The organism is Psychrobacillus sp. NPDC093200 (assembly GCF_050280345.1).
GTDB lineage: Bacteria > Bacillota > Bacilli > Bacillales_A > Planococcaceae > Psychrobacillus > Psychrobacillus faecigallinarum.
In genome coordinates, this window is sequence record NZ_JBNNVC010000002.1 from 361,392 (window position 1) to 382,064 (window position 20,673).

Genomic DNA, 20,673 nt, shown 5'->3' on the forward strand with positions numbered 1-20,673 from the left:
ATGACAGAACGTGTGATTTCCAGTGATGTTTCTCCATATGATGAGCCATTTGAGCAATCACTTCGTCCACAGTTATTATCACAATATATTGGACAGAATAAAATAAAGCATAACCTGAGTATTTTTATCGAAGCGGCAAAAATGAGAAATGAGAGTCTGGATCATTGTCTTTTATATGGACCTCCTGGACTTGGTAAAACAACACTTGCCGCAGTTATTGCAAACGAAATGGATGTACAAATGCGGATGACAAGCGGTCCAGCTATTGAACGACCTGGTGATTTAGCAGCGATAGTTAGTTCGCTTGAGCCGGGCGATGTGCTATTCATAGATGAGATTCATCGTTTAAATCGTTCTATTGAAGAAGTACTTTATCCTGCTATGGAAGATTTTTGTTTAGACATCGTTGTAGGGAAAGGACCAGCTGCCAGAAGTGTACGCTTGGATCTACCACCTTTTACATTAGTGGGAGCAACGACAAGAGCAGGTGCATTATCTGCTCCGCTACGTGACAGGTTTGGGGTACTGCTTCGTTTAGATTACTACGATGAAGAAGCGCTATCGGCGATTGTTGTAAGAAGTGCAGAGCTATTTAACGCTACAATCGATCATGAATCTGCGGGAGAAATTGCTCGTCGCTCAAGAGGGACTCCTCGTATTGCCAATCGTTTGCTAAAACGGGTAAGGGATTATGCGCAAGTTAGAGGAAATGGTAAGATTACTTTAAGTATTGCTAAAGATGCTTTAGAGTTATTACAAGTGGATCCACTAGGTTTGGATCATATAGATCATAAACTCATTAACGCAATGATTGAGCGTTTTAGAGGTGGTCCAGTTGGATTAGATACGATTGCGGCAAGCATTGGAGAAGAATCTACTACAATAGAGGATGTATATGAGCCGTATTTAATGCAAATTGGTTTTATTCAACGATCTCCACGTGGAAGAATTGTGACTCCACTAGCATATGAACACTTAGGAATACCATTACCAACTGATACAAACAACTAAAAAAAGGAAGTACTTATTAATGAGAGTAGAAGATTTTGATTTTGAATTACCAGAAGAGTTAATTGCACAAACACCATTAGCTGATCGCACGAGTAGTAAACTTTTAATAACGGACTATCCGAATAACAAGCTTGAACACAAAAGCTTTGCCATGATTATTGATGAATTGAATGAGGGGGATTGCCTAGTTTTAAATGATACGAAGGTTATGCCTGCTCGTTTAATGGGCGTCAAAGAGGACACAGGAGCAAATATTGAGGTTCTATTATTGACTCAAATGGAGGGTGATGAGTGGGAAACACTTGTCAAACCAGCAAAACGAGTGAAAATTGGTACAAAAATTGTATTTGGAGAAGGCTTGTTGACAGCTGTATGTACAGGATTAAAGGATCACGGAGGAAGAATATTCCGTTTTGAATATGATGGAGTATTTTTTGAGGTATTGGACAAGCTTGGAGAAATGCCACTACCACCTTATATCCATGAAAAGCTAGATGATAAGGATCGTTACCAAACTGTTTACGCAAAGGAACAGGGTTCAGCAGCAGCACCAACAGCTGGACTTCATTTTACAACGGAATTATTGGAAGCTATAAAAGAAAAAGGTGTTAAAATTGCTTTTGTGACACTTCATGTTGGTTTGGGTACATTCCGACCAGTAAGTGTGGATTCCATTGATGATCATGAAATGCATGCGGAATTTTACCGTATCACAAAGGAAACAGCAGATTTAATCAATGGAGTGAAGGCAGCTGGTGGAAAGATCGTTGCGGTGGGTACAACTTCCACTAGAACACTTGAAACTGTTGCCACTAGATTTAATGGTATTCTTCAAGAGGATAGTGGTTGGACATCTATATTCATTTATCCAGGCTATGAATTTAAATGTATTGATGGAATGATCACTAACTTCCATTTACCAAAGTCTACCCTTGTAATGCTAGTAAGTGCTTTAACATCAAAAGAATTTATACTATCTGCATACCGTGAAGCTATCGAGCAACGTTATCGTTTCTTTAGCTTTGGAGATGCGATGTTCATAAAAGGAAGGAATTATTAAATGGCAGCAATTACGTATGAGTTAATAAAAAAAGATAAACAAACAGGTGCTCGTCTTGGTATTGTACACACTCCGCATGGATCGTTTGAAACACCGACATTTATGCCGGTTGGTACACAAGCTACTGTCAAAACAATGGCGCCCGAAGATATAAAAGAGATGGATGCTGGTATCATCTTAAGCAATACTTATCATCTATGGCTACGTCCTGGCCACGATATTATTCGTGAAGCTGGTGGATTGCACAAATTTATGAATTGGGACCGTGCAATTTTAACAGATTCAGGGGGCTTCCAAGTATTTAGTTTAAGTGATATGCGCAAGATAGAAGAAGAAGGGGTTCATTTCCGTAATCACTTAAATGGGGACAAGCTATTTTTAAGCCCAGAAAAGTCAATGGAGATTCAAAATGCACTAGGTTCGGACATTATGATGGCTTTTGATGAGTGTCCGCCTTTTCCAGCTACCTTTGAATACATGAAAGCTTCCGTAGAGCGTACATCTCGTTGGGCAGAGCGTTGCTTAACTGCACATATGAATACCGAAAAACAGGGCTTATTTGGTATTATTCAAGGTGGAGAATATGAGGAGCTTCGTAAACAATCTGCCAAAGACTTAGTGTCATTAGACTTCCCGGGATATGCGATTGGTGGATTGTCTGTAGGTGAACCAAAGGATGTCATGAACCGTGTTCTTGATTTTACTACTCCTTTAATGCCTGAGGACAAGCCTCGATACTTGATGGGAGTCGGTTCACCAGACTCACTTATTGACGGCTCTATTCGTGGAGTGGATATGTTCGACTGTGTATTACCAACCCGAATTGCTCGTAATGGTACTTTCTTTACACATAAAGGACGTCTAGTAATTAAGGGAGCAAAATTTGCCCGAGATTTTGGCCCAATAGATGAGAAGTGTGATTGCTATACTTGTAAAAACTATTCTCGAGCATATATTCGTCATTTATTTAAAGCAGATGAAACCTTTGGATTACGTTTAGCTTCTTATCATAATCTACATTTTTTAATGAAATTAATGGAGAATGTTCGCCAGGCAATTAGAGAAGATAGACTGCTTGATTTTAAAGAAGAGTTTTTTGAAGAGTATGGGTACAACAAACCAAATGCAAAAAACTTCTGATTCTTGTATACTGTATAATGAGGAAAAGGAGGGGAAATATTAGTGGATTTAGTAGGTTTATTACCAATTATTGCTATGTTCGTCGTAATGTGGTTTTTTATCATTCGACCAGCGCAAAAGAGACAGAAAACTACAGCTGAAATGCAAAGCAATCTAAAGCGTGGAGATCATATTATCACAGTTGGTGGATTACACGGTAAAGTAGACGCAGTGGATGACCAAACTATTTTTGTAGTAGTAGCAGATGGTACGCGTTTACAATTTGAACGCGTTGCAGTTGGACGAGTTGTAACGGATTCAACAATCTAAAAAAAATAAAGAGCTTACTCTTAGGAGTAAGTTCTTTTTTTATGGGCAATCTAATAGTGAGGTGAATTTTGTGAACGAGATTCTCATTATTATTTTCCGTACGATAGCATTATATTGGATCATACTAGCTATATTGAGAATGATGGGAAAAAGAGAAGTCGGTGAGTTGAGTATTTTTGACTTAGTCGTTTTTTTATTGATAGCTGAAGTTGGAGCAATAGCAATAGATGATCCAAGAAGTGAATTTATGCATGCTTTACTACCAATGTTAACGTTATTGATCATTCAGTTAATTGCTTCTTATACTTCCTTAAAAAGTAAAAAATTTAGAGATATGATGGAAGGCCATCCCTCTATTATTATGAAGGATGGAATTATTGTTGAAAAAGAGATGAGGAAACAAAGATATAATATGGACGATTTGCTTCAACAGCTTCGGGAGCAACAAATAGGCTCTATCCGTTCAGTTTCCTATGCGTTCTTAGAACCCTCTGGAAACTTATCTGTTTTTAAGAAAAATGAGGAACAATTTATTTTCCCTTTGATTACTGATGGCGATATACAACTAGAACACCTTACACGAATTGGTAAAAGTAAGGAATGGTTACTAGAAGAGCTTGAAAAGAAAATGATTCTGGATCCCACCAAGGTGTTTTATTGTAGCTATGAGGACGATGAACTATATATTCAATTAAAGACTTCATTTTAAAAAGATAGAAGAGGCTGGGACATAAGTAGATTCATGCTACGTAAAAATGTTGTGAGTAGATTCTTGTTACAATATTTAAACAAGAGGAAACTTCAATCTGATTGAATTTCGTTTTGGTAGTCATTTATTTAAAGGAAGATATCCTCTATTTTCATTTGATATCCTAGAACATTGACTATGAGCAGAAAAAAAGTCCTGAAAATTTACTAATCGGTAAATTTCCAGGACTATTAAATTTCTAAGGTGGGTTTTGTCCCAGATTCTTCTTAGTCACTTTATAATTAATTTATATTAAAATTTATTTTTAGTTGTTTTTGCAATTTTAAAAATGACACTAACTTCTTTTCGTTTAATTTGTCCAAATAGCAATAGACCAATAGTTAAGTAAACCAAAGTTATCACACAATCTATTATTAATGGCTGACTCCCTATGGATATTACCATTGGACGGGTAATAATCGTGGCGATAAAAACTACATATGGCAATGCAAAGAAAGAGAATCCGATTTGGGCTTCTTTCTTTTCTTTAAGTGAAGCGATATGTAAAAACGAAGTGATGAGAACACCAAATCCAATCGCGACAATTGCTCCCTTTTCTTGAATGGATACCTGAGAGGCAAGGAAAAACAATAATAATAATTTCCCTACGCCACCATACAGAGAGTTTAAAAAAGCACTGTTAGAACTATTCAACGCCTGTAGGATGGAGAAGAGTGGGCTTTGAATATAGTAAAAGAAAAATATCGGTGCAAGTATTTTCATATAAACTGTTGCGTTTTCTACATGAAACAATTCATAGACAAGTTCGCCTCCATGTAGATAGAATAACGTAGCTGCATAACAACCAGTTAAAGTAGAGAACTTTAATGAAAGATGTATTCTCTCTTTTAATAAGCTATAATTTTTCCTTGCATAGGCGTCGCTAACAGCTGGTATAAGGACGATAGACAAGGCAAAAGGTATGAATGATGGGAAGAGCAACAAAGGAACTAAAACACCGGAGATGACACCATAAAGAGTTGTAGCGGCTACGGCACTAATTCCAGTAATGGCTAACGCTTTAATAAAGATGATAGGCTCTAAAAACCAAGTGAACGATCCAAAAAGCTTACTGCCCGAAGAAGGCAGTGCAATTGCAAATAATGGTGATAAGGGATATGCTTTTTTAGATTTCTTATAGGTCTGGCTTTTCTTCCATTTGTTATATCTCCACTTCAGATAAAGTAAAGAAGCGGCCTCTGCTAATAAGGCTAAGAACATGGCGTAAGCAGCTGCTTCCTGAGGAGTTGAGGAAGTTAAAAACAATGGTAATGCAAAGGTAATCAGTAAAATACGCACAATCTGTTCAATAAGTTGGGCTATTGCTGTTTCTTCAAGTCTCGCAATACCTTGCAAGAATCCCCTAAGAATTCCACCTGCTGCAGCAATAGGGACAATTGCAATTGAAACATAGAGAGTCATTGTAATAGCATCGTTCTTTAGCAAGTTACTAGAAATTAGAGGAGTAACAAAGATAAAGAGGGGAGTAAAAGCTATCATAGAGACTACTGTGACAATTACGGATGTTCTCATAACGGTAAAGTACTCTGAAATAGCGTTCCTCGTTCGTAACTCTGCTACTATTTTAGTAATAGCTATAGGTATACCCAGTTGGATCAGCGAAAGAAAGAATATGAATGCTGGATAAGCCGTGCTGTAAATTCCAACAGCCTCTTCTCCCGTCAATCGAACAAATTGCATACGATAAATAAAACCTAGGAACTTGGACAAAAAAATGGCAAACATTAATACAATAGACCCTCTTAAATAGGTTGACAATTAAACACTTCCTTCTCAAATACAGGAACTTCGTTTACAATAATAATATGCAAGCTACTTACCACATTATTCTATAAAGAGGTGCAGTATTTTGGAAAACTCATACAATCATATCTATACACACGTACTACCTGCTCTAGAGAGCAAAAAGAGTGAGTTTAAAGTTTATCAGTACGAAACTGTAACAGAAGCAGATATTTGGAAGTATTGTGTAGAAAAGAAATGGAGAAAGCTAGATGTTCTTTCCTTATCTCTTCATAAGATTGTTAATGACGTTCTTTCCATAACACCTGCCGAGTATATGACCTACGAACAAATTGAAAATTCTCGAACATCTAATTGGTTCTCGGAAATCAATCAAGAAGAATTACAAATCTTATTGAATCCTCAAACAGAGGAAAAATAAGCAAAGAGTCATTTGACAGTAAGGGGTATCGTGTTTCATAATAAACATGTTGCATTTTTTGGAATTATAACAGATAGAATATTACGTAATTGTTTTTAGCAATAGTCTTTCTGACGAAGGAAGTCTGTGGTTATTTTTAGGAGGAAGTACATATGAAAACAAGAGGACGCATAGTTGCGTTTCTACTGCTTCTAGTGATTTTTGCCGGGACTATAAGCCCGACAGTTAGTGGAGTATTAAACAATATTAAATTAGGTCTAGACTTACAAGGTGGATTTGAAGTTCTTTATCAAGTAGATGAACTCAACGAGGGACAAAAAATCACAGAGGAAGTAGTAGCTGATACTGCATCTGCTCTTACAAGCAGAATTGATGTTCTAGGTGTAAGTGAGCCTAGTATTCAGATTGAAGACGGAAATAGAATTAGGGTTCAGCTCGCTGGAGTAGAAAATCAGGAATCAGCGCGGGAATTACTTTCTACTCAGGCTAATCTGTCTTTCCGAGACTCAGAAGATAATATCATGCTAGATGGTATGGACTTAAAAGAAGGCGGAGCAAAATCTGCCTTTAATCAACAAGGACAACCGATTGTTACATTAGAATTAAAGGATGCAAATAAATTTGCAGAAGTAACTGAACAAATAGCTGCTAAACCAGCACCTGACAATGTGTTAGTTATTTGGTTAGATTTTGAAGAAGGAGTTGACTCCTACGCTGCTGAGGTGTTGAAGGAAGAACAAAAATTCATTTCCAACCCTCGTGTTACGCAAAGAATCAGTTCAGAAAGCGTAGAAATCTCTGGAGCATTTTCAGTGGATGAAACTAAAAACCTTGCGGGAATTCTAAATGCAGGAGCACTTCCGGTTAAGCTTACCGAAATTTACTCAACTTCTGTTGGAGCTCAATTCGGTGAACAGGCATTGGATAGCACAATTCTAGCAAGTATCATTGGTGTTTCAGCTATATTCTTGTTTATGATTTTCTATTATCGCCTTCCAGGTCTTATTGCGGTAATTTCATTGGTTGTTTATATTTTCTTAATCTTGGTAGTTTTTGATTGGATTAATGGGGTACTTACGCTGCCAGGTATCGCAGCAATTGTTCTCGGGGTAGGTATGGCGGTTGATGCCAACATTCTTACCTATGAACGTATAAGGGAAGAGTTGCGTGTAGGTAAGTCAGTGAAGAAATCTTTTGAAAGCGGAGCAAAGGAATCATTTACTGCTATCTTTGATGCTAATATCACGACACTTTTAGCTGCAGTCGTATTATTCTATTTTGGTACAAGCTCAGTAAAAGGTTTTGCAACGCTTTTAATCATTAGTATATTGGTTGTATTTATTACAGCTGTTTGGGCTTCACGTATTTTATTAGGTCTTTTAGTGCATAGTGGGTACTTTGACAATAAACCAGGTTGGTTTGGGATTCCGAAAAAACGTATTCATGCTCCTGAAGAAGAAGTGGATACATTAGATTTAACAACAAAGTTTGATCGTATAGATTTTGTTCATAATCGTAAAATTTTCTATATCGCTTCAATTGTGTTAACGGTAGCAGGGATTGTTATATTAAGTGTATTTAAACTGAATCTTGGAATTGACTTTTCATCTGGTACACGCGTTCAAATTGAGTCAAATACTCCATTAACGCAGGAAATAGTATCGGAGAAATTGGATTCTATCGGGTTATCTACTGAGGATATTGTAATTTCAGGAGAAAATGCTGATGGAGCTGTCGTTCGATATAAAGACGAATTTTCTCAAGAAGAAATTAAGACTTTAAAAGCAGATATAAACGAACAATTTGGTGCAGAGCCACAAGTAAGTACTGTTTCATCTACGGTTGGTAAGGAACTTGCAGCAAATGCAATGAAAGCCTTGCTATTCGCTGCTATTGGAATTGTAATTTATGTGGCGTTCCGATTTGAGTGGCGCATGGGTGTTGCTGCTATTATTTCCTTATTACATGATGCATTCTTAATGATTGCGATATTTAGCATTCTTCGTTTAGAAGTCGACATTACATTTATAGCAGCTGTATTAACAATTGTAGGTTACTCGATTAACGATACAATTGTAACGTTTGACCGAATTCGAGAAAATCTTCACCGTAGTAAAGCAATTACTACGGAGGAAGAGCTTGCGACAATTGTAAATAAATCACTTCGTCAAACATTAGGACGTTCAGTAAATACTGTGTTAACTGTTGTTCTTGTAGTAGTGGCACTATTATTGTTTGGTGCAGAAGGTATTAGAAACTTCTCTATTGCATTATTGATCGGTTTAGTTGCAGGGACGTATTCATCACTATTTATCGCAACTCAATTATGGTTTGATCTAAAAGCCAAAGAGCTTCGTAAAACAGGTGGTATAAAAGTAGAAAAAGAAGAGAAAAAATGGGGTTCAGACGAGCCTGTGGTATAACAGTAAAAAGAGCAGAGTATTCATTCTCTGCTCTTTTTTTCTTTTTAACATGGAAGCAAATGATTTATGTAGAATTCTAGGCTATTGGAAAAAATGGACTGACTTTGAAATGTTAGTTACACAGACACTTTTGGTAAAGTAAAAATATTAATCCCTCCAGGTTTTTACGTTATAATAAAACTTAAGGAAGTGAAATAAAATGATACAATCTCAAAAAAGATGGAGAATCTCTAGACCTAATGATGATTTGGTTACAACCTTTGAACAAGAACTCACGATTCCAAGAGTCTGTGCTAAAGTACTAGTATCTAGAGGGTTTAATAGCGTAGAGGAAGCTAAAAGCTTTATATATATTACTGAAGATAACGTTCATGATCCTTTTCTCTTTGAAGGGATGGAAAAACTGGTTGAAAGAGTCCATCAAGCGATAGATGCTGGAGAAAGAATTATGATTTACGGTGACTATGATGCAGATGGAATAACAAGCACAACTATCATGATGAAAACATTGGAAGCTATGGGTGCAGATGTTATCTTTAAAATTCCTAACAGATTTATAGATGGTTATGGACCAAGCGAGCGCTTATTCCAACAGGCCTTTGATGAAGGGGTCAAGCTTATTATTACAGTAGACAATGGAATATCCGGCATACAGCAAATTCAGTTTGCTAAAAACTTAGGAATGGATGTAATAGTAACGGATCACCATGAACCTGGTGAGGTGCTTCCCAAGGCAGATGTAATTATTCACCCTGGTTTACAAGATACAAAATATCCTTTCTCGCATTTGGCTGGTGTAGGGGTGGCATTTAAAGTTGCTCATGCATTACTAGGTGAAATACCGAAAGAATTATTTTACCTAGTAGCCATTGGGACAATTGCCGATCTCGTATCGTTAAAGGGTGAGAATCGTTATTTTGTCCAGCAGGGTATTAAGCAGATGAAGAAAAATGATTCTATTGCAATTGAGGCTTTGGCAAATGTAAGTGGAGTTGAAACAAGCGCGATAAATGAGGAAACTATCGGTTTCGCTTTTGGACCGCGTATCAATGCTGTAGGGCGTCTTGGAGAAGCTTTCCCGGGAGTTGAGTTGTTTTTAACAGAAGAACCGAATAAAGCACTTGCTCTAGCTAATATGTTGAACGATAAAAATAAAGAACGACAAGCTATTGTAAAGCAAATCACGGATGAAGCGATTGAATTAATCGAACAACAAAACTTAGACTTAAAAGGTCCAAGTGTTATTGTAGTTGGTAAAGAGGGATGGAATCCTGGCGTATTAGGAATTGTTGCGTCAAAATTAGTGGAAAAATATTATCATCCTTCCATAGTTCTTGGGTTAGACGTAGAAAGACAAATTGCTAAAGGTTCTGCACGTAGCATCGAAGGATTTCATATGTACAATGAGCTAGCTAAGAATAGCGATATAGTAACTCATTTTGGTGGTCATCCGATGGCAGCAGGTATGACCTTCCCTCTCGAACATGTAGAAGAATTTAGAAACAGACTTAATGAACAAGCGACGGCGTGCCTGACTGAGGAACAGTTAATACCTGTTGTATCAATTGATGTGCCACTGGAAATGCATGAAATATCCACGGAATCCATTCAATCCATTCAAATGCTTTCTCCTTTTGGAATGGGCTTTGCTAAACCTGTATATTGTTTAGAAAATATAGAAGTGAACTCAGTAAGGAAAATTGGCTCTGCCCAAAACCATGTGAAGATGGAGCTAATGCAGGGTGCTGTTTTGTTAGACGCTATCGGATTTGGAAAAGGTGATCTTGCTGATGAGATAGCACCGGCAACCAAATTATCCTTTATTGGAGACTTGCAAATCAACGAGTGGAATGGGCGAAAAAAACCACAGCTTATGATTCAAGATGCAAAAACGAATCAGTGGCAGTTGTTTGATATAAGAGGCATCCGCCAGGTGAATAGATGGCTGCCTACTATACCAGAGGGAAATACTACCTTTGTCTGCTTTAACAAGGAATCTTTAGCTCATTTTGAATCTATTATTTCTGGCAAAATATGGTTTCATGATAACGTAATAGAAGAAGGCATTGTTTCCGATTGTATTTGTTTACTAGATCTACCAATAGAGGAGCAAGATTTAATAAACTTGTTAGAACACCATGATTGGCAACGAATTTATGCTCACTTTTTTGCAAACGAGTCTACTTATTTTGAAGGATTACCAACCCGAGAACAATTCAAATGGTATTTTTCTTTCATTGCTAAAAGGAAAAATTTTGCTTTAAAACAGCATATTCACGAACTATCCAAACATACTGGATGGAGTCCAAACACAATAAATTTTATGTCAAAGGTGTTTTTTGAGTTAAATTTTGTTAGAATAGAGGGTGGCACATTGGTATTGAATGAAAATCTCCCAAAAAGAGATTTATCTGAAGCGCCAGCCTATCAACAGCGTACAAAGCAGATAAGTTTAGAGCAAAAGCTTTTGTATGCACCATATAAAGAGCTGAAACAATGGTTTGAAGAGCGAAGAGCAGCACAAACCGTTCCTGAGGAGGAGCAAAAATGGATTTAAAGAAATATGTAACAATTGTAGAAGACTGGCCTAAACCAGGTATTCGATTCAAGGATATTACAACAATTATGGACAATGGAGAAGCATACAAATATGCGACTGACCAAATTGTTGAATATGCAAAAGAAGTGGATGCAGATATTATTGTTGGACCAGAAGCACGTGGATTCATCATTGGATGCCCAGTTGCTTATGCTTTAGGCATAGGTTTTGCACCAGTTCGTAAGGAAGGCAAGCTCCCTCGGGAAGTAATTCGTGCTGAATACGGATTAGAATATGGGAAAGATGTTTTAACTATGCATAAGGATGCAATTAAACCTGGTCAGCGTGTACTTATTGTAGATGATTTACTTGCAACAGGTGGAACGATTGAAGCAACGATTAAGTTAGTAGAAGAACTTGGCGGTGTAGTGGTTGGTTGTGCATTCTTAATAGAATTGTCTTATTTAGAAGGACGCGACAAATTAAAAGACTACAATATTCGTACGTTAATGCAATACTAATATTATTCATTTTCTATATAGACATAATTTGTGTATAATAAGAAAGTAATCGACTATACAGTTTAAGGGTGGACTTTACAAGTCCCTCTTTTTTTTTATAAAATATAGCCTATATACTATTTTTGAAAAATAACGAAAACAGGTGAGTTAGCATGGCAAAAGATCAGGTGAAGACAGCAGAAGATGTTTTTGAAACACTTTCTACTTATATGAATAAGGAACATGTTGACTTCGTTAAAAAAGCATACGAGTTAGCAGAACATGCCCATCGAGAACAATTTCGTAATTCTGGCGAACCGTATATTCTTCATCCCATACAAGTAGCAGGTATTCTTGCTGATCTTCAAATGGATCCGGAGACTGTTGCTGCTGGCTTTTTGCATGATGTAGTAGAGGATACCGAGTATACAAGAGATGATATTGTTCGAGAGTTTAACGAAGAAGTTGCTCTTTTGGTTGAAGGAGTGACCAAGCTAGGTAAAATTAAATATATGTCTAAAGAAGAACAACAGGCAGAAAATCATCGCAAGATGTTCATAGCAATGGCGCAAGATATTCGGATCATCCTGATTAAACTTGCTGACCGTTTACATAATATGCGTACTTTAAAGCATTTACCCGAAGAAAAACAACGTAGAATTTCAAATGAGACGCTAGAGATTTTTGCACCACTTGCTCATCGTTTAGGGATATCCGCAGTGAAATGGGAATTAGAGGATACAGCTTTACGATACTTGAATCCGCAGCAGTATTATAGAATTGTCAATTTCATGAAGAAAAAACGCACGGAGCGTGAATCATACTTAAAAGATGTAATGAATGATATTTGTAAACAGTTGGACGAGATGGAGGTAGATGCAGATATATCCGGAAGACCAAAGCATATATACAGCATCTATCGAAAAATGGTAGTCCAAAACAAACAATTCAATGAAATCTATGATTTACTAGCAATGCGAATCATCGTCAATAGCATTAAAGACTGCTATGCGGTTTTAGGTGTGATTCATACGCTTTGGAAGCCAATGCCAGGTAGGTTTAAAGATTATATTGCGATGCCAAAGCAGAACCTATACCAATCCTTACACACTACAGTAATTGGCCCTAATGGAGAGCCATTAGAGGTTCAGATCCGTACAGAGGAAATGCATAATATTGCTGAGTATGGGGTTGCTGCACACTGGGCCTACAAAGAGGGCAAGAAGGTGGAGACTGGTAAGCAAACAATAGATTCAAAACTTACATGGTTTAGGGAGATACTTGAGTTTCAACAAGAGTCATCCAACGCAGAAGAGTTTATGGAATCTCTGAAATTTGATTTGTTCTCAGATATGGTCTACGTTTTTACCCCTAAGGGGGACGTCATCGAATTACCTGCTAGTTCTGTTCCTATTGATTTTGCTTACCGAGTACATTCGGAAGTTGGCAATAAAACAATTGGTGCTAAGGTAAACGGAAAAATGGTTCCTTTAGATACAAAGCTAAAAACAGGAGATATTATAGAGGTTCTGACCTCTAAGCAGTCCTTTGGTCCGAGCAGAGACTGGATTAAAATTGCTCAATCCTCTCAAGCAAAAAACAAGATTAAGCAATTCTTTAAAAAACAGCTTAGAGAAGAAAACATTATCAAAGGTAAAGAGTCAATTGAAAAAGAAATCAAGGCACAGGAATTTGAAATAAAAGAGGTCTTGACTCTCGAAAATATCAAACGAGTTTGTGAAAAATATGCATTTGCTGGGGAAGAGGACTTATATGCCGCTGTGGGCTTTAATGGAATTACCGCCCAGCAAGTCGTTAACCGATTAGCAGAAAAAATGAGAAAAATACGCGACCAAGAGGAAGCGTTAGAAAAAATTAATACAGAAATGAACACTCCACCTACCAAGAAAACGACAGAATCAGGAGTAGTCGTCAAGGGGATAGACAACCTTCTAATACGACTTTCTCGTTGCTGCAGCCCCGTTCCTGGGGACGCTATTGTTGGATTTATAACCAAAGGGAGAGGTGTATCTGTTCACCGAGCAGATTGTCCGAATGTCCAAAATGACAATGCTCATTCACGCATTATAGAGGTTGAATGGGAGCAAACTGATTCACCTACCAAGAAGGATTACCAAGTTCATATAGAAGTGTCTGCATTTGATCGGACAGGTCTTCTTAATGAAGTTCTTCAAGTAGTAAACGAATCTAAAACGAATATTGTTGCAGTAAGTGGCAAATCGGATAATGATATTGCCTCCATTCATCTGTCTATTCTTATTTCTAATATTGCTCATCTTCATAAAGTGGTAGATCGTATTAAGCAGCTGCCAGATGTGTACTCTGTTCAGCGTATTATTAATTAAAGCTAACAACAGCGTATTATTAAAGGAGTTATGGTATATGAAGGTTTTGTTGCAGCGATGTAAAGATGCAAGTGTTACTGTTGACGGTGAAGTGACTGGTAAGATAGACAACGGTTATTTGTTGTTAGTAGGAATCACGACTACAGATACTGAAAAAGAAATAGAATATTTAGCGAACAAAATTGAAGGCATTCGTCTCTTTGAAGATGAAGAAGGCAAAATGAATCTTTCGATTAAGGAAGTAAATGGTTCTATTCTTTCTGTCTCTCAATTTACCCTATATGCTGATACTAAGCGTGGCCGTAGACCAAGCTTTATAGAAGCCGCTCGGCCAGAAATTGCAAAGCCCCTTTGGGAGCTATTTAATGAAAAGCTACGTTCAAAAGGTTTTGTAGTAGAAACCGGCACATTCGGTGCAATGATGGACGTGGCATTTACAAATGATGGTCCTGTGACAATCATGCTAGAAGCATAATTTAAAAGCAGTGCTACTATTTTTAAGTGGCACTGTTTTTATTTTGGTATCGCATTATCCTACTACAATCCTCGTTTATAGGATTAGTAAGGTTTCTTGTCCAACAGGAGGAGGGAGATAGATAAGACATCACACAAGACGCACAAGCGGCAGAGATGGCTTATTGTTCCTCATGCGGAAAGCGTCCTCTTAAAGCGGAAATCAGCTGTGCGCTTCAAAAGCCATGTATGAAAAAGGAGGGAAGTCATGACATTAGTCACTACTTCCCTCTCTAAAATAGCATTTATAGTTATTTTGATGTTTCTTAACTATTTTTATTTCAATTGACTATCAAAATAATCAATAATCCCGTTGTATATTCCATGTGTCGCCTGTTCTCTAAATCTCTGAGTAGTGACATTCTGTTCCTCTGTTGGATTGCTCAAATACCCTAACTCTATTAAAATAGCAGGCTGTTTATTTTCTCTCAATACTAGATAATTGCCTGGTTGAGTCCCTCTATCCTTCAGAGAAATCATATCTCCAAGACCATCATGGACATGCTTTGCTAGCTCTTTCTGATAGCTATTCATGTAATAGGTTGTAAAACCTCGAACAGAGCTATTATCGATAGCGTCATAGTGTAGGCTTATAAATGCGTCGGCTCCAACTTGATGACCTATTGAAACTCTTTTTCGTAAATCTACATATTCATCTGATTGTCGGGTCATCCTAACATTAGCGCCCGCTGCTTGAAGCTTGGAAGAAAGTAACTCTGCAGTTTTAAGGGTAATATCTTTTTCATCTGTTCCAAGAGCACCTGTTGTCCCACGGTCGTTACCTCCGTGCCCAGGATCGATAACGATAGTAACTCCATCTAGAGTTCCTTTTTTCCGCTTAGAATTTTCCTTCTTTTCCCCTTCTTTAACCGTATTTTGTGAAGTGGAGTCCCCTGTATTTGAAACTACCCAGCTTGCAAGGTAGCCGACTTTACCGTTTCCTAACTCCACCTTATACCAATCATCAATAGTTTCTAAAACAGCAAATGATTCACCGGCAGAAGCTCTTTTTAAAACCTCGCTATTAGTGCTTTTGTCCGAACGGATATTAGTTCCACTATATAGAACGGTTATCGTATCCGATGCTTGAATAGAGGAATTAGATTTTACAGCATTAGAGAAATTCCCGTAAAAACTATAGAGCCATCCTTTTTTTCCATCTTTAAGCTCTACTTGAATCCATTGATGATCTGTTGCAAGCACCTTAAATTCTTCGCCTTTGTTCACTTGTCCAATCTTTTTAGAAGACAAATCTGGATTGGCTCGGACATTTAATACATCAACTGAAATAACAAAGGTTCTTTTCTCAGTTGTACTGGATGGTGTAGAAGTTTCCACTGGTGTTTGATCAACTATTGTAACGTATGTATTATTTACCCATCCTTTTTGCCCGTTGAAGTCAATTTCAATCCATTCTTTCTCCGAACGAGATGTTAAATATTTGTCTCCTTCGTTTAGTTGTCCAATGACAGCTGAGGATACTGAAGGTGCTGTGCGGACATTTAATCGGTTTACCTTGGAAACAATTTGCTTGTTAGCTAAATCTGATGTTTCCTCAGTTGTATACCAACTTGCAACCCATCCAGATGTATTTTTGTATTTTACTTTTAACCAATCGTTTTCTTTAGAGATTATTGTCAACTTTTCGTTCTTTTGTACCGATCCAATTGCATCGTAAGTGAGGCCTGGACCAGATCTGACTTTTAAAGAATCCACATTGACCACAGCTTGCTGTTCTTGAGCTTGGACCTCCATCTTTACATTAGGGATTATTAGTACAATTAAAAGCAGAAATATTGCCAATTTGTGGACTAATTTGTTATTCATTGGATCACCTCTAACTATATTGTAAATAGTCAAATAAAAAATTACTACCTTTTCTTTAAAAAGGTTGACTTATTTCATTTACGTCATTATGATAAAGTATAATTAAAAAATATAACAAACCGATGACCGAAAAAGTAACTGTTTGAACGGGATGACAAGAGAGGGAAAGACGTGGCTGAAATCTTTCCTACATACGCCTACAGTGAACAACATTCGAGAGGATTTTTGTCGAAAGAGTTTTCTTTAGTAGGCAAAAACGGATCTGGCCGTTATCCAGCGTTGAGAGGGTTAATAGATGTATTAACCAACTAGGGTGGAACCGCGGAAGCTTATAAAAGCTCTCGTCCCTTGCTATATGCAAGGGATGAGAGCTTTTTTTATATGGATTTGAGAGGAGTCTAAGGAAATGGATATTAAATTACCAAGAGGAACACAGGACATTTTGCCATCAGATACAGCAAAATGGCAGGTAGTAGAGGAATTAATAAGAGAGCAATGTCGTATGTACCACTACAAAGAAATCAGGACACCTGTTTTTGAACATACAGAGCTTTTTACAAGAGGTGTAGGAGATACAACGGATATTGTTCAAAAAGAGATGTATACATTCCAAGATAGAGGAAATCGTTCCCTAACATTAAGACCAGAAGGTACAGCATCTGTAGTTCGGTCGTTCGTTGAACACAAGATGTTTGGCTATCCGGACCAACCAGTAAAGTTATATTATATGGGGCCAATGTTCAGATATGAGCGTCAGCAAGCAGGTAGATATCGTCAGTTTGTTCAGTTTGGTATGGAGGCAATAGGTAGCTCCGATCCAGCGATTGATGCAGAAGTAATCTCGCTAGCAATGTCCATCTACAAAAGAGCAGGCTTAAAAAGCTTAAAATTAGTGATTAACTCATTAGGTGATACTGAAAGTCGTATTGCTCACCGCGAGGCTTTAGTAAATCACTTTGAGCCACATATTGAAGAGTTTTGCTCAGATTGCCAAAATCGATTACAAAAAAATCCACTTCGAATTTTAGACTGTAAGATAGACCGAAACAATCCATTGATGGAAACGGCTCCTTCATTAACAGATTATTTAAATGAAGAATCTGCAGCTTATTTTGCAAAAGTAAAAGAATATTTAACAATGTTAAATATTGATTTCGAGGTAGATCCTAATTTAGTACGTGGGCTAGACTATTACAATCACACTGCATTTGAAATTATGAGCACTGCAGAAGGATTTGGTGCCATTACTACACTTGCTGGCGGGGGAAGATATAACGGACTAGTAGCAGAGCTTGGTGGTCCAGATTCTCCAGGAATTGGCTACGCAATGAGTATTGAACGACTATTACTTGCAATGGAAGCAGAAAAAATTGAGTTTCCAGACACTACATCATTGGACGTTTACTTAGTAGCAATGGGTGAGGAAGCCAAGAAAAAGGTAACAGAGCTTACATTTGAGCTTCGTAAGCATAAAATCTCTGCTGATATGGACTATTTGGAACGCAAAGTAAAGGCTCAAATGAAATCAGCTGACCGCTTAAAAGCAAAGGCAGTTATTGTAATTGGTGAGGATGAACTTGAAAAACAAAGTGTCATGTTAAAGGATCTATCTACAGGAACTCAACAGCTTGTATCTTTCACATCCTTAATAGATGAAGTAAAAAAGTTAACGGAGGCAAAATAACAATGAGTAGAACGCATACAAGTGGACAACTAAACGAACAACATATAGGAGAATCCGTTCAATTAATCGGATGGGTTCAGAAAAGAAGAGACTTAGGTGGATTAATATTTGTTGATATGAGAGATCGTTCTGGCATTGTGCAAGTAGTATTTAACCCAGAGATTTCAGAATCAGCAATCCAGGTAGCAAATACTTTAAGAAACGAATTTATCATCGAGGTAAAAGGGAATGTTGTAGCGCGAGCAGAAAATCAAATTAATCCTAATATTCCTTCTGGTGCTATCGAGGTTCAAGCATTAGAGATTTCAATTATTAACGAAGCAAAAAATCCTCCTTTTTCTATCGAAAATCAAACAGATGCAGGGGAAGATATTCGTTTAAAATACCGTTACTTAGATTTAAGAAGACCTGTTATGTATGACACATTTAAAATGCGTTCAGATATTACGAAAACTGTTAGAAGATTTTTAGATGATGAAGGCTTCTTAGAAGTAGAAACACCAATTTTAACAAAATCTACGCCAGAGGGAGCGCGAGATTATTTAGTGCCAAGTCGAGTGCATGATGGAGAATTTTATGCGCTGCCTCAATCCCCTCAGCTATTCAAACAATTGCTTATGGTGGGTGGATTTGAAAAATATTATCAAATTGCTCGTTGCTTCCGTGATGAAGATTTACGTGCTGACCGTCAGCCAGAATTCACTCAAATTGATATGGAAATGAGCTTCCTATCAATGGATGAAATTTTAGAAATGAATGAGCGCATGATGCAAAAGATAATGAAAGATGTTAAAGGTGTAGAGGTTAGTATACCATTCGCTCGAATGGATTATGACGAAGCAATGGCTAGATTTGGATCAGATAAACCAGATGTTCGATTTGGTTTAGAGTTAACAGATCTTTCAGATCAAGTAAAAGATAGTGCCTTTAAAGTATTTACTTCAGCAGTTGAAGCAGGTGGCCAAGTTAAAGCTATAAACGTCAAGGGAGCAGCCGATAACTATTCTCGAAAAGATATTGATGCGTTAGGAGAATATGCTTCTCGCTATGGTGCTAAAGGTCTTGCTTGGTTAAAAGTTGACGAGGAGGGCATAAAAGGTCCTATTGCTAAATTCTTTGAAGGAGAAGCGGCTAGCACTCTTATTAAAACCTTAGATGCTAATGCGGGAGATTTATTGTTATTCGTAGCAGACAAAAAGTCTGTAGTAGCTGATGCACTTGGAGCGTTACGTTTGAAATTAGGTAAGGATTTGAATCTTATCGATGAAAGTCGTTATGCTTTCCTATGGGTAGTAAACTGGCCATTATTCGAATATGACGAAAAAGAAGGACGTTATTATGCTGCACACCACCCATTCACACGTCCTGCTGATGAGGACCTACCTTTAATGGAAACAGATCCAAGTCAAGTAAAAGCACAAGCATATGACCTTGTACTAAATGGCTATGAACTTGGTGGAGGATCCCTGCGTATATATTCAAGAGAAGTACAAGAAAAAATGTTTGAGATTCTAGGTTTTTCTGACGAAGAGGCAAAAGCTCAGTTTGGGTTCTTAATGGAAGCATTCGAATACGGAACACCTCCACATGGTGGAGTAGCCTTCGGGTTGGACCGTTTGGTCATGCTGCTATCTGGAAGAACAAATCTTCGTGATACGATCGCCTTCCCTAAAACAGCTAGCGCAAGCTGCTTACTGACACAAGCACCAAGCCCAGTAGCAGAAGCACAGCTAGATGAATTGCACTTAAAATTAAATAAGTAAGAACAATAATAATTAACCACCTTTTATGTATGTTAGGTCATACAATAAAAGGTGGTTTTTGAATAAATTGAATCTAGGAGAGGTTATAAAATAATTTAGAAGGAGCTAACATATACTCTATTAAATGATTGATAATTGGAAGGATGATCGAAGTTATAGAAAAAGCATTACTCTTTATTATTTTATTAAGACTTCTTTCAGGAAGTGTAGAAATCACTGCAGCAATGTTTATGCTGAAATTTAATAACTTGGAAAAAGCTTTCTATATTAATTCCATGCTAGCTCTAGTCGGACCATGTATTTTAATCGTCACAACTGGTATAGGTTTAATGGGCCTAGCGGATAAAATATCTATGACTCGAATAATATGCTTATTTGCGGGTATTTTATTGATACTGTTCAGCGTGAATTCTAAATAGAGTTTGAAGAATTTAGTATATAGTTTTGACAAAAATTGAGCACCTGGATTGTCTCTACTTAAATAGAGGGAGTAGGTGTTAATTTTTTTTGCTATGTTAAAATTTGCGGTGGATACCAAGCTAGTATAACTTTAGTGGAGTTTCAAATATTAGCTAATAATTGTCATGAATGGTTGTATTAATAAA

General features: G+C 37.3%; 16 protein-coding genes and 1 other annotated feature. Of the genes, 14 read left to right on the forward strand and 2 right to left on the reverse strand.

Features of this window, described 5'->3' with window-relative positions; translation table 11 throughout:
- From ruvB to ACQKNZ_RS09420, 5 genes are all read left to right on the forward strand, one after another.
- On the forward strand, positions 1-1,011 hold the full coding sequence (ruvB, locus tag ACQKNZ_RS09400) for a Holliday junction branch migration DNA helicase RuvB (protein WP_427659347.1): 1,011 nt from the start codon (positions 1-3) through the stop codon (positions 1,009-1,011).
- 19 nt (positions 1,012-1,030) lie between these two features.
- Entirely contained in the window at positions 1,031-2,071 is a 1,041-nt protein-coding gene (gene queA, locus ACQKNZ_RS09405; RefSeq protein ID WP_427659349.1) for a tRNA preQ1(34) S-adenosylmethionine ribosyltransferase-isomerase QueA, read from the forward strand.
- The gene (tgt, locus tag ACQKNZ_RS09410; protein ID WP_427659351.1) at positions 2,072-3,211 is read left to right on the forward strand and encodes a tRNA guanosine(34) transglycosylase Tgt; all 1,140 of its coding nucleotides are present in this window, start codon (positions 2,072-2,074) and stop codon (positions 3,209-3,211) included. It begins immediately after the preceding gene.
- A 42-nt stretch (positions 3,212-3,253) separates the two neighbouring features.
- Positions 3,254-3,520, forward strand: a complete 267-nt coding sequence (gene yajC, locus ACQKNZ_RS09415) for a preprotein translocase subunit YajC (protein ID WP_225321660.1) — start codon at positions 3,254-3,256, stop codon at positions 3,518-3,520.
- A 70-nt stretch (positions 3,521-3,590) separates the two neighbouring features.
- Positions 3,591-4,229, forward strand: a complete 639-nt coding sequence (locus ACQKNZ_RS09420; protein ID WP_427659354.1) for a DUF421 domain-containing protein — start codon at positions 3,591-3,593, stop codon at positions 4,227-4,229.
- A gap of 291 nt (positions 4,230-4,520) precedes the next feature.
- On the opposite strand, the gene ACQKNZ_RS09425 is transcribed toward ACQKNZ_RS09420, so the two are convergent.
- Positions 4,521-6,047 (reverse strand): oligosaccharide flippase family protein, encoded by a 1,527-nt coding sequence (locus tag ACQKNZ_RS09425; protein ID WP_427659356.1) that lies wholly within the window; start codon positions 6,045-6,047, stop codon positions 4,521-4,523.
- A 91-nt stretch (positions 6,048-6,138) separates the two neighbouring features.
- Here ACQKNZ_RS09425 and ACQKNZ_RS09430 point away from each other — a divergent pair, with 91 nt between their 5' ends.
- The 6 genes from ACQKNZ_RS09430 to dtd all read left to right on the forward strand — a co-directional run bounded on the left by ACQKNZ_RS09430 (position 6,139) and on the right by dtd (position 14,756).
- The gene (locus ACQKNZ_RS09430) at positions 6,139-6,453 is read left to right on the forward strand and encodes a post-transcriptional regulator (protein WP_144535750.1); all 315 of its coding nucleotides are present in this window, start codon (positions 6,139-6,141) and stop codon (positions 6,451-6,453) included.
- 152 nt (positions 6,454-6,605) lie between these two features.
- Entirely contained in the window at positions 6,606-8,876 is a 2,271-nt protein-coding gene (gene secDF / locus ACQKNZ_RS09435; protein ID WP_154310595.1) for a protein translocase subunit SecDF, read from the forward strand.
- Between the two features lie 199 nt (positions 8,877-9,075).
- Positions 9,076-11,433, forward strand: coding sequence for a single-stranded-DNA-specific exonuclease RecJ (recJ, locus tag ACQKNZ_RS09440; RefSeq protein ID WP_427659359.1), 2,358 nt, complete (start codon positions 9,076-9,078; stop codon positions 11,431-11,433).
- The gene (locus ACQKNZ_RS09445) at positions 11,424-11,936 is read left to right on the forward strand and encodes an adenine phosphoribosyltransferase (protein ID WP_144535756.1); all 513 of its coding nucleotides are present in this window, start codon (positions 11,424-11,426) and stop codon (positions 11,934-11,936) included. Before recJ ends, ACQKNZ_RS09445 begins: the two co-directional genes overlap by 10 nt.
- Before the next feature lie 152 nt (positions 11,937-12,088).
- Positions 12,089-14,281 carry a RelA/SpoT family protein gene (locus ACQKNZ_RS09450; protein ID WP_144535758.1) on the forward strand — a complete coding sequence of 731 codons (2,193 nt, stop codon included), beginning with the start codon at positions 12,089-12,091 and terminating at the stop codon, positions 14,279-14,281.
- Positions 14,282-14,318: 37 nt separating this feature from the next.
- Entirely contained in the window at positions 14,319-14,756 is a 438-nt protein-coding gene (dtd, locus tag ACQKNZ_RS09455; RefSeq protein ID WP_144535760.1) for a D-aminoacyl-tRNA deacylase, read from the forward strand.
- 314 nt (positions 14,757-15,070) lie between these two features.
- Here the strand turns inward: dtd and ACQKNZ_RS09460 are convergent, their stop codons facing one another.
- Positions 15,071-16,621 (reverse strand): SH3 domain-containing protein, encoded by a 1,551-nt coding sequence (locus ACQKNZ_RS09460; protein ID WP_340844527.1) that lies wholly within the window; start codon positions 16,619-16,621, stop codon positions 15,071-15,073.
- A gap of 113 nt (positions 16,622-16,734) precedes the next feature.
- Positions 16,735-16,973 (forward strand) — a binding site (T-box leader).
- Positions 16,974-17,027: 54 nt separating this feature from the next.
- On the opposite strand from ACQKNZ_RS09460, the gene hisS reads away from it, so the two are divergent.
- From hisS to ACQKNZ_RS09475, 3 genes are all read left to right on the forward strand, one after another.
- Positions 17,028-18,305 carry a histidine--tRNA ligase gene (gene hisS / locus ACQKNZ_RS09465; protein WP_154310601.1) on the forward strand — a complete coding sequence of 426 codons (1,278 nt, stop codon included), beginning with the start codon at positions 17,028-17,030 and terminating at the stop codon, positions 18,303-18,305.
- Positions 18,306-18,307: 2 nt separating this feature from the next.
- Positions 18,308-20,068, forward strand: coding sequence for an aspartate--tRNA ligase (gene aspS / locus ACQKNZ_RS09470; RefSeq protein ID WP_144535766.1), 1,761 nt, complete (start codon positions 18,308-18,310; stop codon positions 20,066-20,068).
- 143 nt (positions 20,069-20,211) lie between these two features.
- Complete coding sequence (locus ACQKNZ_RS09475) at positions 20,212-20,487, forward strand: YqhV family protein (protein ID WP_144535768.1); 276 nt, start codon at positions 20,212-20,214, stop codon at positions 20,485-20,487.
- Positions 20,488-20,673: the final 186 nt, after the last annotated feature.

Excerpts from the sequence above, each read along its gene's own strand:
- ruvB (WP_427659347.1), top strand. The coding sequence starts at position 1 with ATGACAGAACGTGTGATTTCCAGTGATGTTTCTCCATATGATGAGCCA.
- queA (WP_427659349.1), top strand. The coding sequence starts at position 1,031 with ATGAGAGTAGAAGATTTTGATTTTGAATTACCAGAAGAGTTAATTGCA.
- tgt (WP_427659351.1), top strand. The coding sequence starts at position 2,072 with ATGGCAGCAATTACGTATGAGTTAATAAAAAAAGATAAACAAACAGGT.
- secDF (WP_154310595.1), top strand. The coding sequence starts at position 6,606 with ATGAAAACAAGAGGACGCATAGTTGCGTTTCTACTGCTTCTAGTGATT.
- recJ (WP_427659359.1), top strand. The coding sequence starts at position 9,076 with ATGATACAATCTCAAAAAAGATGGAGAATCTCTAGACCTAATGATGAT.
- ACQKNZ_RS09445 (WP_144535756.1), top strand. The coding sequence starts at position 11,424 with ATGGATTTAAAGAAATATGTAACAATTGTAGAAGACTGGCCTAAACCA.
- ACQKNZ_RS09450 (WP_144535758.1), top strand. The coding sequence starts at position 12,089 with ATGGCAAAAGATCAGGTGAAGACAGCAGAAGATGTTTTTGAAACACTT.
- dtd (WP_144535760.1), top strand. The coding sequence starts at position 14,319 with ATGAAGGTTTTGTTGCAGCGATGTAAAGATGCAAGTGTTACTGTTGAC.
- ACQKNZ_RS09460 (WP_340844527.1), bottom strand. The coding sequence starts at position 16,621 with ATGAATAACAAATTAGTCCACAAATTGGCAATATTTCTGCTTTTAATT.
- hisS (WP_154310601.1), top strand. The coding sequence starts at position 17,028 with ATGGATATTAAATTACCAAGAGGAACACAGGACATTTTGCCATCAGAT.
- aspS (WP_144535766.1), top strand. The coding sequence starts at position 18,308 with ATGAGTAGAACGCATACAAGTGGACAACTAAACGAACAACATATAGGA.
- ACQKNZ_RS09475 (WP_144535768.1), top strand. The coding sequence starts at position 20,212 with ATGATCGAAGTTATAGAAAAAGCATTACTCTTTATTATTTTATTAAGA.